15 protein-coding genes are annotated in these 17099 nt (G+C 67.0%); 14 read left to right on the forward strand and 1 reads right to left on the reverse strand.

What is annotated here, in order from left to right; translation table 11 throughout:
* Positions 1-82 precede the first annotated feature (82 nt).
* From JK358_RS40545 to JK358_RS35710, 11 genes are all read left to right on the forward strand, one after another.
* Positions 83-1120, forward strand: a complete 1038-nt coding sequence (locus JK358_RS40545) for a transglycosylase SLT domain-containing protein (RefSeq protein ID WP_232852477.1) — start codon at positions 83-85, stop codon at positions 1118-1120.
* Between the two features lie 116 nt (positions 1121-1236).
* Positions 1237-1806 (forward strand): hypothetical protein, encoded by a 570-nt coding sequence (locus tag JK358_RS35665; RefSeq protein ID WP_201957276.1) that lies wholly within the window; start codon positions 1237-1239, stop codon positions 1804-1806.
* Between the two features lie 629 nt (positions 1807-2435).
* Complete coding sequence (locus JK358_RS35670; protein WP_201957288.1) at positions 2436-4049, forward strand: hypothetical protein; 1614 nt, start codon at positions 2436-2438, stop codon at positions 4047-4049.
* A 29-nt stretch (positions 4050-4078) separates the two neighbouring features.
* Positions 4079-5545 carry a type VII secretion target gene (locus tag JK358_RS35675; protein WP_201957289.1) on the forward strand — a complete coding sequence of 489 codons (1467 nt, stop codon included), beginning with the start codon at positions 4079-4081 and terminating at the stop codon, positions 5543-5545.
* Complete coding sequence (locus tag JK358_RS35680; protein WP_201957292.1) at positions 5542-5877, forward strand: YbaB/EbfC family nucleoid-associated protein; 336 nt, start codon at positions 5542-5544, stop codon at positions 5875-5877. The genes JK358_RS35675 and JK358_RS35680 overlap by 4 nt, the downstream gene beginning before the upstream one ends.
* Positions 5874-6560, forward strand: a complete 687-nt coding sequence (locus tag JK358_RS35685) for a hypothetical protein (protein ID WP_201957294.1) — start codon at positions 5874-5876, stop codon at positions 6558-6560. Before JK358_RS35680 ends, JK358_RS35685 begins: the two co-directional genes overlap by 4 nt.
* Before the next feature lie 26 nt (positions 6561-6586).
* Positions 6587-6931 (forward strand): hypothetical protein, encoded by a 345-nt coding sequence (locus JK358_RS35690; RefSeq protein ID WP_201957296.1) that lies wholly within the window; start codon positions 6587-6589, stop codon positions 6929-6931.
* Between the two features lie 23 nt (positions 6932-6954).
* Positions 6955-7260 (forward strand): hypothetical protein, encoded by a 306-nt coding sequence (locus JK358_RS35695; protein WP_201957299.1) that lies wholly within the window; start codon positions 6955-6957, stop codon positions 7258-7260.
* A gap of 4 nt (positions 7261-7264) precedes the next feature.
* On the forward strand, positions 7265-9406 hold the full coding sequence (locus JK358_RS35700; protein WP_201957302.1) for a hypothetical protein: 2142 nt from the start codon (positions 7265-7267) through the stop codon (positions 9404-9406).
* Between the two features lie 149 nt (positions 9407-9555).
* On the forward strand, positions 9556-12081 hold the full coding sequence (locus JK358_RS35705; protein WP_201957305.1) for an ATP-binding protein: 2526 nt from the start codon (positions 9556-9558) through the stop codon (positions 12079-12081).
* Positions 12082-12167: 86 nt separating this feature from the next.
* The gene (locus JK358_RS35710) at positions 12168-13151 is read left to right on the forward strand and encodes a hypothetical protein (RefSeq protein WP_201957308.1); all 984 of its coding nucleotides are present in this window, start codon (positions 12168-12170) and stop codon (positions 13149-13151) included.
* Here JK358_RS35710 and JK358_RS35715 read toward each other — a convergent pair.
* The gene (locus JK358_RS35715; protein ID WP_201957310.1) at positions 13148-13405 is read right to left on the reverse strand and encodes a hypothetical protein; all 258 of its coding nucleotides are present in this window, start codon (positions 13403-13405) and stop codon (positions 13148-13150) included. The two genes, JK358_RS35710 and JK358_RS35715, sit on opposite strands and share 4 nt — an antisense overlap.
* Positions 13406-13518: 113 nt before the next feature.
* Here JK358_RS35715 and JK358_RS35720 point away from each other — a divergent pair, with 113 nt between their 5' ends.
* From JK358_RS35720 to JK358_RS35730, 3 genes are read left to right on the forward strand one after another with little or no spacing between them, the layout of a single operon-like run.
* A complete protein-coding gene (locus JK358_RS35720) occupies positions 13519-13881 on the forward strand; it encodes a hypothetical protein (RefSeq protein WP_201957313.1) in 363 nt (120 codons plus the stop codon).
* Positions 13882-13906: 25 nt separating this feature from the next.
* A complete protein-coding gene (locus tag JK358_RS35725) occupies positions 13907-15640 on the forward strand; it encodes a type VII secretion target (protein WP_201957316.1) in 1734 nt (577 codons plus the stop codon).
* A gap of 37 nt (positions 15641-15677) precedes the next feature.
* A complete protein-coding gene (locus JK358_RS35730; RefSeq protein WP_201957319.1) occupies positions 15678-17096 on the forward strand; it encodes a C40 family peptidase in 1419 nt (472 codons plus the stop codon).
* Positions 17097-17099 lie beyond the last annotated feature (3 nt).

Raw genomic sequence — 17099 nt, forward strand, 5'->3', positions numbered from 1 at the left:
TCGACACATGAACACCGGCCCCTCAGCGACACCCGGCACAACCGCGGCGGCAACCAGCCAGCCCGCCAGAAAACCTCCCGGCATGGCCACAACCGCCATCAGCCCCGTGGCAAACGTACGCTCGGCACGAGGACCAGCCAACGGGATTCCAGTGCCCGGACAGGAGCTGCGTGCCCCGAGCCCGCCATCCTCACGTCACGGCCAAGCCGCCGCCACCCATGCGGGCGACACAACCGTGCTGGCGCTCGGCATGCCCGCGCTCTATACCCTCGCCACTCTGGCGCAGCGATTCGGCACCCACATCCCGGCCCCGGTCGATTCATCCTCGCACGTGCCCGAAACACGGGCACCTCGTGAATTCGCCGGATCGGCGGTTGTCGCTGCCTATGCGGATCGGGCAACCGCCCTCTCCGCCGATACGCGCGCACTCGCAACCTTCGATTCGGAGCTGGCGCGGATACTCGGCCGGACCGCGACCGACACTCTCGGCGGGCGCGCCGCAGTCCAGTCGATTCTCGCCGAGGTCAACACCGCGATCACCGCACTCGGAGCACAGACCGACACACCCGCGGTGCGCGCGATGCTCGCCACCATCGTCAACGCCGCGCTTGCTCGCGCAGACAACGTCCTTGACCGAGGACGTTCTCAATCCTCAACCAACGCCGACCAAGTAGCCCGGCTCACCCAACAGTACTTCGAGCGCCGAAGTTCCTCGCCCGCAGCAACATACAGCGGACAAAAGGCCCCACTGAACCAACCCACAGGTACTCAACGCCAGTGGATCGACGAAGCACTGCGTGTACTCGCACAACATGGATACGACACGCGCCGCATCGACCCCACAGCTATCGCCACAATCATCGAACATGAATCCAGCGGCAACCCGCACGCGATCAATTTGTGGGACAGCAACGCCGCCGCCGGCACCCCCTCCAAAGGGTTGATGCAGACCATCGACTCAACCTTTGCCGTGCACTCCCTCCCCGGCCACCGTGATATCTGGAATCCGGTCGACAACATCATCGCCGGCGTGCGCTACTCGATCGATCGCTACGGCTCGCTCGAGAACGTTCCAGGAATACGGGCCATGAACAGTGGCGGCGGCTACATAGGCTACTGACACCAGATCCTTGACCCTCCCACCGCAGTTGATCGTTGATCGCACTTCCCACCCACGGGAATCGAAGACAATCGCATTGTCCGATACTGGCAATCGAACCTGGGGAGCCTCGGCGCATGGCGATCACGTGGAACGACGTGTGGCAACGAATCCCGGGATTGTCGATACCCGAATTCTCCGCCGCGACAACGGCCTTCCTTCCCGTTGCGGGTGGTGCTGTATTGCGGAAGCTCGACCCGACAGATACCAGCCTGCGGGCTGGATCAGACGATGGCTCGACTACCGGAGGCACAGCCCTCGCAATAGCGGAGATCGCATACGCCGGCCTGGTAGGCCCTTTGGGAAAGGCTTTTATTCCGCTGATCGGCGCTCCAGTTTTCGGAGCCGGTCCGATTCTGGTCTCGAACTTTGTCACCGAGAAAGTCAAACGGCTGATCGGTGCAGAAAAAGAAGGCGTGTGGGTGGAAGGAATTGACGAGGGACACGGAGGAGGAAGCCATATGATCGGAGCCGTGCACGCTCGCGGAAAATGGGTGGGAACACCACGAGAAGAGGCACCTTTTCGGCCGATAAATGGCTCTGGTTGGCTATTCCTGCCGGACGTCGTATCCGACTCTACGGCGAATTTCATAGATAGGAGCGATGGAGTCGGTGCTGGCGGACGAGGCAGGGGCGAGTCATCGTGACCGACATGTCGTTCACCGCCCGGGTCTTCGATACCGGGACAAATTCGGGAAAGACGTTCCGAACGAACGCGTACTCGCTACAGCACCGAGCCTGACCGTCGCTCGAGAACGTGCTGGGGATCCAAGCGCTCGGCGCGGGCGATCGCCGTGTTGGTTACCAGCCGTGGCCAAAGCTGACAGTCGGCTGCGCTTCGCGGGAAGCTCCGTTGCCCTGCTTCCCATCAGCGGGAATCGACGACAATCACAATTGGCGAAGCGGGGAAGAGACTTTGGGAGCTGAGGAGCATGGCGATCACCTGGCACGATGCGTTCCGAGCGGCTAACAGGTCGCTGGCACTTGAAATAGCTCGGGCCGCTTACTCTCCCCTGCCGATATTGGGGACAGTCGCACGTACGATCGCTCCACGAATAGAAGCCAACGCAGAGAACAGCCAAGACAGCGGGAACCTCACTCCGGCTGAAATTATTCTATGGGGCGCATACTTCGGCCCAGCAGGATTTATCGCTGCAGCTTCATATCAGGCGCAACGCGATGCATACAACGCTGCCGCTTCTAAGAAAGAGACGCGAGTAGTCGGTACCCGCGAAACCACAGCAAGCACCGATGCGGGTGCGGGTGCGGGTGGAACATGGGTGGGAGAACCACGGAAAGAGGCTCCTTTCCTGCCGAGGAAGAAAGACGAAGGTTGGCTCTTCCTTCCCCGTTTCGTATCCGAGGGTACGGCGCTGTTCGTCGACAAACTCGCTCTGCAGGGAAGACCCAGTGCGGGAATCCAGGGAGGAGACCGATAGAAGTGAGCGACGAACAATCGTTCACCGAGTGGGTTCTGGACACCTGGGACAAGTTCGGGAAGAAGGATCCGGAGCCGCTCGAACTCCTTTCCGCTCCAACTCTCACCCTCGGTGGTAACCTCCCTCAGGGCGATACCGGCTTCCGATGGACCTCGGCTGTCGAAGCCATGAATACCTATGCAGCGGGCTTCAACACTATCGACGACAAGGTCAGAGATCTTGTCAATGTCCGCATTCCCGAGATCAACCAGGCAGCCAGAGCCAGCATCAAGGCGCTGATCGAGGCAATCAACCGCTGGGCACTTCAGGCCCAGAGCGAACCGGAATACATCGAAGCCATAACCCGCGGTTTCGGTGAAGTCCAGGGGGTCTTCGATCGAGTCGACGAAGAGATGTGGTGGCTCGCCGAGAAGAAACTGATGGAAGATGATCTGAAGGGAACCAGAAACAACGGAGACGGGCAGAACGGCGGAATGCCCGACCCAGACGACATTCCAGAACTGCCTCCGATACCGGACCCCCCACCGCTACCTGATCCCACACCGCTACCCGAACCGACACCGGTTCCTACGCCGACACCGGTCCCCGACCTGCCCGGCCTCGGGTCGGGCGGGCAAGGAAACGGCGGTGGATCGACGGGCATGCTGGGCATGGGCAACGATCTGATGAGCCAGCTCATGACTCAGATGGCCATGCGGAACCTCTTCGACCGCGGATCATCGTTCGACGATCGCGACGAACTGGAGCGGGGGCGCCGCGACTTCGAACGCGACTCCGAGCTCACCGCCTTGCCGCCGGTCCAGACCACGGCACCCGCCGCGGCCACCCCGTGGACGACCTCGAACCCGCCCCCGGTCACCGTTCAACCCGCGGCCGCCGCCGAGGTGGCTCCCGCCGGCACAGTCCCCGGCGAGGGGTCGGGTTCTCAGACCGGCACACGCGTCCCCGACGCCGACGGCAATGTGGACTACCCCTTCTACGACAACCGCTCGCAACGGGTTTCGGCGATCGTCGCCCAGGCTCTGGACGTCGCGTTCGCCAGCACGGACAGCACCAGCGCCCAGATCGCCTACGCCGGGACCACCGCCCGCTGGGCAGAAGCCGAAGAAGGCACGCCCGAACGCGCCGGTAGCCCGGTCGGGCCCTTCGAAGTGATGACCGGCGACGTCGCGACCTGGACCAAACGGTCAGCGATGGTGGTCTCCTTCGGATCCGACGGCACCGGCACCATCGAAGCCATCATCGACGGACAGTTTCAGATCCTCGAGGTGCACGACGCCACCGGTGAGCTCCAGATGTCGGGCAAGGACGGCGACTTCGGCATGTTCGCCGGATTCTGTCACCCCCCGGGCATCGAGATGTCCAATGCTTCGGCCGCCGCCGACACCGCTCCTACGCCCGGCGCCGGCGAGCAGTCACCGGTCCTTCCCGCCGACGCGTTGCCCGCCTAGTCCGCCCCTCCCGTAATGAAGGTGAAGCCATGAACCTCCACGTGAGTCCCGACGACCTCGACGGGATCGCCACCTCCATGGCCGCCACCGCTCGCGAACTCGCCCGCACCACACCGCGCCAGTGGTTCCGAGGTGCAGGCACCGACGATGGATCCCGGGCGATGGGGGAGTGGACCAACCACCATCTCGCAGCCATCAAGCAGACCATCGAAAACTGCTGCAACGCAATCCAAGACACCCACGACAAGCTCAGAATCGCCGCGGCGGAATACCGGCGCGCCGACGCCCAGGGTGCCGCGGCGCTCGGCGCACCGGGCGGGGACACATCCGCGCGGCCGGTCGCACTGCCTCCCCTCTCCGTGCCGACGACCCCCCCACCGCGGCAGGCCAGCCAACAAGCCAATCTGACGTCCGAAGCCTTGGCACGCCAGCTCAACAACGGTCCCGGCCCCGAACACGCCCGCCAGCTCGCCGCGGACCTACGGGCTTTCCGCTCGGGACCCCAGCAGGACGCCGATAATGGGTTGCGCGGACTGCAACAGCGCCTCCCTGATGCCTGGCGGCCCAACGGTGCCGGGGCGGCCGCCGAAGTCTCCCGGCACCGAGACAGCCTCGACCGCGTCGGGACACGACTCGACGCACTCGCGACCGCGCTCGACCGGTACCGTCAGGCATTTCTGACCGCACAGAACACCCATCCCAAGCCCGGAGAGATCCAGCAAGCATGGGAGGAGCTGCAAGCAGCGCTGCGCGGCAAGGACGACCTCGCCGTCCAGCAAGCATTGGACAGATACAACGAGTTGCGCGAGCGCTCGCTTCGTACCGCCGACAACTACTTTTCCGAAGTCGGCGACAGCACCACAGCCACGAACAAGCCCGGCGATCAGCCCGAGGACGAGAAACCTCCCGCCAACACCGGATCCACCGGCAGCGACAGCATGACTTCGATGCTCCCGCTGCTGCTCAACAGTCTTGCCTCCAACGCGCTTTCCTCCGACAGCGAATCCGCCCTCGACGACGCCTACTACGACGACGAACTACTCGATGACTATCTGCCGGCCTACGACACCAGCGGATACGCCGGCGGTGGGGGCGGCTACTACGGATCCCCGGGCACCACGGTCTCCGGCGCCGCGACAGGGTCGAGCGTTCCTTTCGGCACGCTGCCGGTGACAGCCAATACTGCGGCCGTAGCTGCCACGTCCGGACCTCGAGCACCGGTCCTCGATGCCTACAACCCGAATGCCGCGACCAGCACCAACCCCACCCGCGCAGGATCGGGCTACATGCCCGGCTACTTCCCGCCCGGTATGGCCGGTGCCGGAGCAAACGGCAACGGCAACGACCGCCCCCGCGTCAAAGAATGGCATCCCGACCGGCTCATGTACGAGGACAAGACGCAGAGTGTCGAGCAGGTCATCGGCGACAAGCCCACCATCAGACCCACCGTCACCCCGCCCACACCCGCGACAAGTCCGACCGGAGCCACGCCATGAGCGACATCCATCCCGACGTACAAGCCGCACTCGACATGGCCCGCGACCTCCGCCACCGCATCGCCGACCTGCGAGAACGCATCGACGCCATCCGCGCTCGCCGCCCTTCACCCAGCGGCGCGGTGATCCCCGAGGTCGACGCGCTGGGCCGGCTCACCGCCCTCTACATCGCACCGGGCACCGTCGACCGCTTCACCAGCGACGCACTGGTCGACGAGATCATGGCCGCCATCCGCGACAGCAGCGCCGACGCCGCACGCCAACATCAGGCGCTGATGCACGAATTCACCACCTCCGAACCCGCCACCACGCCCAGCGAGACCCGCGCATGAGCGTCACCATCACCGACACCATGCGCTGGCTGCACGACGAGGGCCTGGTGCGCCTGGCCGGCGTCGCATCGCGCCGCACCCTCCCGATCGCCGCCTACACCGTCGATATCACCGACGGCACGGTCACCGTCCATCCCACCACCGGCGCCGGACCCGAATCCGAAGTCCTGACCATGCCCGCCGACGACCTGCCCTTCCCGATCGGCACCCGGCAACGGCTGGTCATCGCCGGGGTCACCGCCTCCGAAGCGATGCTGGTGGTGAACCTGGCCGCCACCCACAGAATGCTGCTCACCGGCGATCACGCCCAAGCCGTCGCCCGCTCCTGGGTTCTGCAACTGCTGCTCAACAGCGAGGTCACCCTCACCACCAACAGCCCGGATCTGGCCATCGACACCGAGTCCCGCTGCCGGATCGCCTTCATCCCCGGCGCACCCTCCACCACCCTCACCGTCGACGATCACCGAGCCCCCACCACCTCGCTGACTCTCGGGGGCGACGACGACCTGCCCGACCGCCTGGAAACCGCCAGTGACGGCAGCGGCGCACTCTACCTGGGCGCCCGGTACTGGCCGCTCCGCGTGGTCCATCACCTGCGCGACACCGCCTGGACCGCGATCAACAACCAACTGAACCACCCACCCGAAGACACCACACCAGTCGTGGACGCGCCGAACACCTAGGCACTCAACAGAATTGGACAACGACAATGACCGAGCCCTCCGAAACCAGCACCCCACCCAGCGACACCGGTGACCGCGACACCGTGGTGTTCGAGGTGTTCAACCCCGACAGCTCGGTCGGCGTCGGCTGCAACCGGGAAGGCGAGGTGATCGGCCTGCACCTCAACGACGACGCCCGCGACAACGGCGACAGCTGGCTGGCCGAGGAGATCCTGCGCGTGGCCCAGCTGACCCACCTCAAATCGCGCCTGGGCCTGCGCCGCGAAATGGAGAGCAACGGCGTGCTGCCACACACCGTCGACGCCTTCGACCTGCCCACCGAAGCCACCTACCGAGCCGCCGAACACGCCGCGTTCACCACCCCGCGCTGACCTCACACCGAGGAAACCACCGCATGCTCGATATCGACTCACCCGACGACATCCGCAGCACCGCACGACAATTCGTCGACGCCGTCGAATCCGTGAGGCAGTCGGTGCTGGCCACGACCAGCAGACTGCGGACCCCCGAGCCTTCGCCGAGCCCGATCGACCGCCGACTAGCCGACGAGCTGACCACCCTGCGCACCGCACTCGACGACGCGACCGAGTACACCGCTCGCCGGGCACGCAGTGTCGGCGACAGCTTGACCGAGATCGCGGGCGAGCTCGGCAATTCCGACGCCCGCTCCGGCGCCGCGATACGCCACGCGACCCCCTGACGGCATGGACCCCGATCAGTCCAATCCCCACTGGGACGCCATCGTCGGCCGGAACTGGCCGGAGATCCCACCCTCGCACTGGCACTCACTCGCGGCGGCCGCACGCCACGGCGCCCACGCTCTCGACACCGAAAACCTCACCCGGACAAGCCATCTGCTCGACAACGCGGTGCGCGACAGCGCCGCGCTGGCACCGCTGATCCACCGGATCGCCAAACTCTCCACAACCCCCCGGACATGGGCCGACACACTGCGCTCCGCAGCCGAGACCCTCGACCATGTCGGCGAAGTCGTCGCACGAACCCGGCACCGCATCCTCGACATCGTCGACCGCACCACCCATACCATCAACCAGCAGAACGACGACGCGGACGACACCGAATCCGACCGCACCACAACGCTTCTCGCTCGCGCACGCACCGAAGTCGAAGAGGTCGTCGACGACGCGCTGACCGCATTCGGACCCGCTGGGCTCTTCGATCTCCCCGCGCTCGATCCCCCCAGGTCACACCCGGCCGACCTGAGTCCGCGCGGCGACACAGTCGACCCCGATCCACCACGGCACGGCACCAGCGCCGCCCCGCCACACCGGCCCGCACCCGACCCCGGGCCGATGCAACCACACACTGTCGGGTCGAACTCACATGATCCCCAGGCCGAGCCTCCACCGCCGGCGGGCGCCGCCGGTTCCGGCGCAGCGCTCGGGCCCACCGCTTCTGCCGGACCGCACCGTACGCCGCACACTGACACCGATGAATTCGATCCGGAGCCCACCACACCGGCAGTCGCTGCGGCATCCGAGAACCCCGAGGCAGCCCCGCTCACCGAACCACCGACGTCCTCGCCCAACCCTGGAGGCACCGAACGGTCGAGCGCACCCGAATCGGGCACCACCCATACCGGATCCGAAACTGTTGCGGCGCAGGTTCTTCCGTCGATGGCCGCGATCTTCGGGACATTCGGACTACTCACCGCGGCAGCGGCAGCATCGGCCACTGGAACCGCCGCTTCCGGATCACCCACACCCCCCGCGGCCGGGCTCACGTCGACCGCACACACCCGCCCACCAGCCTCATCCCCGACAACGACCGCCGCCCCATCGCCCGCCACCGCAGCCGCGGTGTCCGGGCGCCTTCCCATCCGGACCACGACAGCTCGGGACTCCGAGGAGCGCGCACCCGAATCGATGCGGGACACGCTCGCCGCGGCCATGGTCGCGGCCACCGCACCCTCCCATATCGCCGGTGACCGGTTGGACGGCGATCTGGTGCTGGCGCGGACGATCCTCGCCAGCGCCCGCGCGGCCGCCCCACCGACACCCGGCCTCGGCTGGGCGGTCTCGATCATGCGCCACCCCACCGCGGTGAGTGCGTTCCTCACCACCAGCGAAGGCTGCGGATGGATACCGGCCGGGGTGTTCCTGCCCAGCGAAGTGTCCACACCGTGGGCATGGCCGGACGCTCAAACCGGCTGGGCGCTGGCCGATCCGGCGGTCACGCTCGCCGAGTTCGCCACCCGCTGGGGTACCCGCAACGCGGCGACCCTGTCCGCGCTGGCCAGCTCACATCCCGTTCCTGCCGAACTACGCCGACAGCTCGGACCGCGGGTATCGCTCAGCGAATCCGTCGCCGCCGAATCGGTGCTCGATCTGACCCGGCCCCGACCGGGACTGCACGACCGGCTGGCGAGCATCGACGCCGGATCGACCGACCCTTTCGGCGCGATACCCGAGCACCGGCTGCGTGCGCGAGCGATCGCTGTGGCGTGGAAGGCGAACATTGCCACCAACCCCTACTCCACGCCACTGACAGTGCTGCGCAAGACGATTCTGACCGCGCTGCGCCGCACCGAAGCGGTCCCACCCGCACGATGGGAGCATCTGCGCGAGCACTACGACGCACTGGCCGCCGAGCTCGCCCGCCGCCGGTCCGTGCTCGCCCGCACCCGCCTGAGCGAATCGTTACCGGAGCACGACATCGACTGCGCGGTGGTGTGGCAGCTGCTCGACGAGCGCCGCCGCACGGAACTGGTCCTTCTCCTCGACGGCGAACATGATCGCCAACTGCTGCGCGAGATGCGCTACGCCCGCCACCATCTCACCCACCACGACGGCAGTCGGCCCGCGGTCATCTCCACCCACAACTGACCGTTATGCACCACGGCGCCCGTTAGTTTCGGCTTTGCGACAACACAATCGATCACTCCGTGCTATTCAAACAAGGGCAAGCGGTTGGTTATCTGTCGTGATCGTCTTCCGCCCACCCGAACAGGCAACCGGCGATAGGGTCCTGACACATGCACGGCACGCGGCGTGACGACGATCCACCCACCACAGAACTCATCGGCCGCCACAGCGAACTCCTAGCCCTCGCCGCGGTCCTCGACACCGGACCAGCCCGCTTGATCACCCTGGTCGGGCCCGGCGGCATCGGCAAGACACGACTCGTCACCGAAGCCGCGCACCGCGTGCTGCCCGCCACCGGACGCACCGTGCACCAAGCGCGACTCGGCAGACTCTTCCCCAACGCCGACACCGGAACCATCGCCGAGGAAGTCGTGCGATCGATCGCCAGAACCGACATCGCCGGGCGCTCGGCCTGGGACGTGCTGATCGACACCCTGGGCACCGTCGAACCGTGCGTGCTCATCCTCGACAACTGTGAACACGTCCTCACCGGCACCGCGCCGCTGATCGTCACCCTGCTCGAGGCACTGCCGAACCTGACCATCATCGCCACCAGCCGCGAACCCGTCGGCTGGGCCGACGAATACATCCTCACCGTCCCCCCACTGCCACCCGAACAAGCGATCGGCCTGTTCAAACGCCGTGCCCGCGCCATCGGCAAACCCATCGGCGAAGACCCCCGCGCCCTCGCGATCGCCGAGCAGATCTGCGCGATGGTCGACCACAACCCGCTGTTCATCACCCTCGCCGCGGCCCGGCTCACCAGTCAGAGCCTCGACGCTGTCCTGCGCGAACTCTCCGGAGACGCCCACGACCAGCGACTTACATGGTCCGACGACTCCGACCATCCCGTCGACGACCGCCACCGCGGCGTCCGCAACGCCATCGCCTGGTCCTACGACATCTGCACCCCACCCGAGCAGATCCTGCTAGAACGCCTGTCGGTATTCGCCGCGGGCTTCGAATCCAGCGACGACCAGGCACGCTGCGGCGCCGAACTCGACGACATCCTCGCCGTCTGCGCCGACCCCACCCTCCCCGAACCACTCATCGCCGACCAGCTCGAACGACTCGTCGAGCGCTCCCTGGTGTCGGTGCAGTTCACCACCACCACCGTCCGCTACTACCTGCTGCACAGCGTGCGCGTCTTCGCCGACCGGCGCCTGGCACTACGCCAGGGCCCCTCGAACCGATCCGCGCTCGCCACCCGCCACCGCCGCCATTACCGCGAGCAGGTCCTGGCCAACCAGGTCGGCTGGTACGGGCTGGGGGAGGACCGCTGGCTGGAGTGGACCCGCGACGCCTGGGACAACATCCTGCAGGCCATCGAGGCCAGCCTCACCGACCCCGGAGAGGCCACGGTCGGGCTCGAGATCGCGATCGCGCTCATGGCGACCCGCGCTCCGTTCGTGCACGGCGCCAACCGCATCGTCACCCGACTGACCGAACAAGCCCTCGACATCACCCGCGACGCCGACACCACACCCACCGCCCTGCGCGTCGCCGCCACCGCGATGGTCGGCTGGACCGCCCTGTGGCAGGGACGCCAGGACTACACCAACGTCCTGCTCGACGAATGCGTCTCCGCCTGCCTGCCGCAGACAGCACACACCTGCGACTGGCGATCCACCGCGCGCATCGACATCGGCCTGCCACCCGCTGTCGAATTCACCTGGGGGATCGAACTCATCCTCGTCGAACTCGACCCGAACGCCGTCGACGTCCTCGCGCGCGCACACACCAAATTCCAGCGCGAAGGCGACGAGGCCGGAGCCAAGCGCAGCGAGCTCTACGAAGCACTGGCCGGTGCCCTGTTCCGGCCGCCACGCCACGCGCTCGACACCGCCCGCCGCTACCTCGAACAGGCCCGCGCAACCGGCACGAACGAGGAAATCGCCTGGGCCGAACTGACCTGGCTGATCGCACTCACCACCCACGGGGACCCCCGCGAAGCCGAACGCGTCGGCCGCGCGCTCATCGCCGACCGCCTCGCCGCCGGCGATCGATGGACCGCCGGCATGCTCGTGCACTACGTCATGGCCGCCGCCGCCCGCGTGCTCGCCGAGGACCTCACCACCCTCACACCCGACCGCAACACTCTCACCACTCGCGCGCTCGAGATCGCGACCCTGCAGGGAGGACTCACCACCCTGCATCACGCGCTCGGATTCGCGGTGCGCCGCACACCGTTGATCGCCCGCGAAACCGAGCACGCCATCACCACGGCCACCGCCGTGCTCGGCCCGGCCATCTACTCCGAGGCGGCGCGGCGCGGCGCCCGCATGCGCCCCGACCACGACGAACTACAACGCTTCGTCGTGGGCACGCTGTCTCTCGACGACATCGCCGTCGCGCCGACCCCCGCCCAGCAGGTTCCCACCCGCTGGCAGGACCTCTCACGCGCGGAATCGGACTGCGCGCTGCTGGCCGCGGCCGGATGGTCCAACAGCGCCATCGCACAACGCCGCGGAACCTCGATCCGCACCGTCGAAGCCCAACTCGCCGCGATCCGACAGAAGCTCATGATCACCACCCGCTCCGACATCATCTGGCACGTCCCCGAAAACCTCGAGGACCACATCCGCACCGCCATCGCCCAACGCCCCAACACCGCCGCAGCCAAACGCACCGTTTAGAACGCACACCAACCACGGTCCTTCATATAACGTACCGTCAATTAAGTGTATGATAGTGCGGAGGCAAGCCCGGCGAGGAGAGTGCCATGGCCACCGATCTCGACCGCACCGTCCCCATCGCGCCGGGCCTGCACTTTCGCGGAGACGCCGCCACCCCCACCGTCTACCACGGCTGCTCCGCGGCCGTGGAACACCTGCGCCGCCTCGACTTCGCCGCCACCCACCGACGCCGAAGTCACACGATCCGTGTCCTGCACGACCTCGACATATCGCCTCGGCACCGTTCGCCGTGGCGCGACGACGCCTGTTCAATCGCCGACCTCGTCACCGATATCGCCGACTACCGCGACCGGGCGAAGTTCGCCTGCGCCCATCGATTCCGCGGCTGCCCATGCGAGATCACCGCACACCTCGAATTCGCGTGCACCCGTATCCAACTCGAGCACGCCATCGCGGCAGCGCTCGCCTCCGGTCAACTCACCGGCCGCGGGCGACACCACCTGCAACAGATCGAGCGGACCATCATAGAGTGGCACGATGAATACGTTCCAAACTTCGTCGAGCACCTCGCCATCGAGGCCACCTCCGCCCACGAGATCTACTGGCGGATCCGCAACCTTCGCCCCGCCCCCGAGACCATCGAATCACTCGCGCACCGCTACACCCGGGGCGCACAACCTCCGACGGAATTGCCCACCGCCCAGCTCACCCACCCCAGCCCCGAGCAGTCACGCCGAGGCTGCGGTCTCGCCCGCGCGCTGACCCGCCTGCCCCGCATCGGCGACGTGACACGCGCCGACCGCGCCTACACCATGGGCCGATACGACATCGCCGCCCACCGCTACCGCCGATCACTGACCGAGGCGCCCACCGATCCCTCGACCTGGGCGGGACTGGCCCTGGCGATGACCAGGACAGATCCCCGCAACGAGCTCACGCTGCTATTCGAACGCCCCGAAGTCGTCGCGAGGTTCTACGCGATCGTGCTCGGCACCCGCCACGACCGCGGACTGGCCGACGCCCTGCGATGGCTGGGCGGCGCAACCCGCCACACCCTCAGCATCGATTAGCGCGCGACCGCTTCATCGGTCCTGTCCCGCACACGCTGCAGCAATCGATCGACCTCGCTGTGCCAGTACGCCGACAACGCCTCGGTGACCACCTCGAAGTCACGCAGATCCGACTCCGACCAGCAGCTCAGATCGAACCCCAACCCGCGACCGACCGCGAAGTTCCACAGATGCTCGGCCGCCGCGCGACTGCGCCAGCGCACGACCTCGACATCCTCGCCGACAGCGATCGGATCCTCGAACGGCCACGACATGTCGAATCCTCCGCATCGATCACACCCCCACGCCAATCGAGCCCTATCGTCGCCGCTTCCCGAACATGGGAAGCCGACACACTGTGGTTATTCACCCGCAGGAAGGATCCGAGATGTCTGGCGACCGCTTCGAAATCAACCTCGAGGAGCTGACCAGACTCGACGCGTCCCATCAGGCCCAAGCACACGACACCCGTGTGTGCGCGGAACTGCCCGACGACGTCCTGGAGTACAGGACCTGGTCAGGACCGTTCGGAGCGCCCCTGCATCCCGCTGTGGACACCCGGATCCTTCGCCTGCAACACGACGCCGACACCATCGTGAACACGCACCTGCGATTGGCCCAGCACTGCCGCGCCGCATACGACGCGGTCGCGGCAATCGTGGAGCATGCCGCCCACGACATCCGTGACGCCGGCGACGCGCTGACACCGGCACACCCCGTGCACACCGACCCGCCGTCGAGCCGGATGTGAGACCGGCGATGGAGGCCACCGCGGTATGAACGACTTCATCGACCTGACCCCGGAGATGCTGCGGCAGTGGGAGAAACAGCACCGCGACGTCTCCGAGCAGATTCGCCAATGGGCCAAACCTCCGACCGACTGGCTCAACAGCTTCCCCGACAGTTACGGGACCATCGCCGACCCCGTGCACAAGCGGCTGGGCGAGTACTTCGGAGTCCGAGAACTCATGGGCAACCGACTGGCCGACGAACACGAACGCACCGCCGACCGACTGCACCACGCCGCGGACGCCTTCGAACGCGCCGACGAGGACGGGGCCCGCGCCATCCTCAACGGCGGCGCCGATCCGACCACCCCCGTCAGCACGTCCGGGCTGGGCATACCCGGCGGGGGAGGACCCGGATGGGCAGGACCGGGCGGGCCAGGGCCCGGCCCCGGACCGGGTTCCGGTCCGGAAGATCGGCGACCCGACACCCCACAGCAGCCTGTGGCACCCGGCGCCACCCCGATTTCACCGAACAACCTGCCGGCAGGCACACCGGCCACGCTGCCGGGTGTACCCGCGACCCCGCTCACACCCGCCGCGTTCCGCGACGACGAGCGAGCACCGTCGCACTCCCAACCGCCGACGGGAGTCAGCAGCAACACGCCCGGCGCGGCACCTGCGCTGACCCCGTTCCTCGCCGCAGTCGGCGCGGCACGCGAACGCGCCGCCGAACCCGCCCATGTCGTGGGCGACACCGTCAACGAGGACCTGCTGCTCGCGCGCACACTGCTCAGTGCACTGTTGTCGGCGGTCGGCTCGACCGCGATCGGTGTGAGCTGGGCGGTGTCGGTGATGCGCGGTCCGGGCGGGATCGCCATGTTCGTCACCTCCAACGAGGGTCGCGGCTGGCTGCCACCCGAGATCCATCTGCCCGACACCACCTCCACACCGTGGAACTGGACCGAACTGCTGCACTCCGACGGCGGCCCCGCGGCGACATCGTGGGAGGGCATCGCCGATCCCGCCCGGATCCTCACCGAATTCGCGCGCGGGTGGGGTGACAGAACCGGGGCACAGCTCAGCGCGCTGGCCTCCTCCACGACGATTACCCCGATGCTGCGCGCCACTCATCCCGACGTCGCCATGGCAGAGCGGGTCACCGCGGACGAAGGACTCGATCTACGTGCCGCGACCGCCGGCACCCTCGACCGATTGAGCCTGACCGGCTCCGACGAACTACTCGCTCAGGTCGCCGCCGTACCCGACGCGCATCTGCGCCACGAATGCCTGCACCTGGCCACCGACGCCCACACCCAGTGGGGTCACGCCCGCACCGCCGCCGACCACGCCACGCGCGCATGGCGGGCGCGCGAACGCATCCTGCGCGCACTCGAGAACAACGAACCCGTCCCGCAACAGCAATGGGACGAACTGCGCGAACTCGACACCCTGCTCGCGACCGAGATCATGGCCCGACGTGCCGACGTGAACGGCATTCCGGTCGGGGAACTACGCCCGCACAGCGACACGATCCTGCTCAGCCTCGGTTTCGAACGCCGCTGCAACGAGGCCGTGCTGATGCTCGCCGACGACACCACGCGACAGACCCTGCGCGACATCGTCTACGCCCACGACCAAGTGCTCGGCCATCCACGGTTCACCGCCCTGGCCGCCGCTGTCGCCACCACACCGACCGCGCCAGTCACCCCCGTTTCCGGCAACGACGGCAGAACGATCACCGCGCGCACCGACACCCCGGCCAAACCCAACGCGCATACCTGACCACCTACGCGGACATCACAGCTGAGGAGGGTGTCGCATGACCACATTCGAAATACTCTCCGAGACAACCGATCTCCACAACGGCGACCCGGACACGCCGGAACACCCGAGCCCGGACGCCCCGGCATCGCCCCAGAGCAACCGGCCCGCACCCACGCCGTGGCAAGCCCTCCGGCCGCTGCCCGCCGACAATCCGGCCACCTCACCGGCCCCGGCGATCACACCCGCCGCCGCGACCATCCCGCCGGCCGCACCACCCGCCGCACCACCGATACCGCCCGCACCGCTGCTGACCACCACGTTCGGGCCCTCCGGCACCGCCGACCCACCGCCGGCGGCCGTCCCGTCCTCGGCCGGACAGGTTGTACCCCACGCCGAGCCCGCGCCACCGCCATCCACCACCGCGGCTCCTGCACCGGCACCTTCGCCGATGCCCGACCTCTCACAAGTCGACCTCGCCCGGGTAGCCGATATCGTGGCCCCGCTCGCCAGCGCGGCCGCGATGGCATTACCAATGATCAGCCAGGCACTGGCCGGGTTGGCCGGCGGCCAGAACTCCGCCGACGCCAGCGGCATATCACCCCAAGCCGCGCGCGCCCTGCAGACACTCGCCGCGATCGAGTCCCTCTACGGCACCACCAACGCACCGGCCGCCCTCACATCCACACCGTCACACACCACCGCCGGCACAGGGTCCTCGAAGGTTCTCGACGCCGCCACCCGCAACGCGTTCTATCAACGCAATGCCGCGACCGCCTTCTCCGGGCTCGACACGCAACTGAGCAACTACCTGACCGAGCTCGGTAGGAAGAACAGCGCCGCCGCCGCCACGCTCGAACAAATCAACGCCGACACCATGCGCCAGGTCAAGGCGCTGCGTCAGAACGGGCTCACAAAGGAAGGTCGTCGCCAGCTCGACCTCGTGCTCGTGCGCGCACTTCGAAACGCTCACGCGGTAGTCGGCGACAGTCAAACCACAGCACGCGAAATCGCTCGCGAAGTCACCAAACTCGCCGACCGGTACCTCAACACGATGATGCAGGGACCCCGCCCCGCCGAAGCCACGTCAACGCGCGGGCAGACCGCCGTCGATGCAGCCCTGAAGCAGGTCGGAAAGGGCTACTGGTTCGCACATTCGGGACCAGACTACTTCGACTGCTCTGGTCTGACGAAATACGCGGCCCGCAAGGCCGGTAAGAACCTTCCTCACAACGCGGAAGCCCAGTACCAAATGACCCGCCGCCGCCGCATCAATCCGAAGGATCTCCGCCCCGGTGACCTCATATTTCCCACCAGCGCGATCAAAAGGAACGGCCAGCAAGGTCACGTCATGATGTATATCGGCAACGGGAAGGTCGTGCATTCCAGCGGTCCCCGGGAAGGCGGACCCCACCCCAACTCCAAAATCGAGGTAAAGGACCTGCCCAAAAGCTACAAAGCCACACGTTGGACCTGATCG

This window comes from Nocardia acididurans (genome assembly GCF_016741815.1).
GTDB classification, from domain to species: Bacteria; Actinomycetota; Actinomycetes; order Mycobacteriales; family Mycobacteriaceae; genus Nocardia; species Nocardia acididurans.

What these genes read in the sequence shown, in the direction of transcription:
- JK358_RS35725 (WP_201957316.1), top strand. Translation starts at nt 13,907, where the DNA reads ATGAACGACTTCATCGACCTGACCCCGGAGATGCTGCGGCAGTGGGAG.
- JK358_RS35680 (WP_201957292.1), top strand. Translation starts at nt 5,542, where the DNA reads ATGAGCGACATCCATCCCGACGTACAAGCCGCACTCGACATGGCCCGC.
- JK358_RS35720 (WP_201957313.1), top strand. Translation starts at nt 13,519, where the DNA reads ATGTCTGGCGACCGCTTCGAAATCAACCTCGAGGAGCTGACCAGACTC.
- JK358_RS35705 (WP_201957305.1), top strand. Translation starts at nt 9,556, where the DNA reads ATGCACGGCACGCGGCGTGACGACGATCCACCCACCACAGAACTCATC.
- JK358_RS35690 (WP_201957296.1), top strand. Translation starts at nt 6,587, where the DNA reads ATGACCGAGCCCTCCGAAACCAGCACCCCACCCAGCGACACCGGTGAC.
- JK358_RS35675 (WP_201957289.1), top strand. Translation starts at nt 4,079, where the DNA reads ATGAACCTCCACGTGAGTCCCGACGACCTCGACGGGATCGCCACCTCC.
- JK358_RS40545 (WP_232852477.1), top strand. Translation starts at nt 83, where the DNA reads ATGGCCACAACCGCCATCAGCCCCGTGGCAAACGTACGCTCGGCACGA.
- JK358_RS35710 (WP_201957308.1), top strand. Translation starts at nt 12,168, where the DNA reads ATGGCCACCGATCTCGACCGCACCGTCCCCATCGCGCCGGGCCTGCAC.
- JK358_RS35730 (WP_201957319.1), top strand. Translation starts at nt 15,678, where the DNA reads ATGACCACATTCGAAATACTCTCCGAGACAACCGATCTCCACAACGGC.
- JK358_RS35715 (WP_201957310.1), bottom strand. Translation starts at nt 13,405, where the DNA reads ATGTCGTGGCCGTTCGAGGATCCGATCGCTGTCGGCGAGGATGTCGAG.
- JK358_RS35670 (WP_201957288.1), top strand. Translation starts at nt 2,436, where the DNA reads ATGGGTGGGAGAACCACGGAAAGAGGCTCCTTTCCTGCCGAGGAAGAA.
- JK358_RS35665 (WP_201957276.1), top strand. Translation starts at nt 1,237, where the DNA reads ATGGCGATCACGTGGAACGACGTGTGGCAACGAATCCCGGGATTGTCG.
- JK358_RS35695 (WP_201957299.1), top strand. Translation starts at nt 6,955, where the DNA reads ATGCTCGATATCGACTCACCCGACGACATCCGCAGCACCGCACGACAA.
- JK358_RS35700 (WP_201957302.1), top strand. Translation starts at nt 7,265, where the DNA reads ATGGACCCCGATCAGTCCAATCCCCACTGGGACGCCATCGTCGGCCGG.
- JK358_RS35685 (WP_201957294.1), top strand. Translation starts at nt 5,874, where the DNA reads ATGAGCGTCACCATCACCGACACCATGCGCTGGCTGCACGACGAGGGC.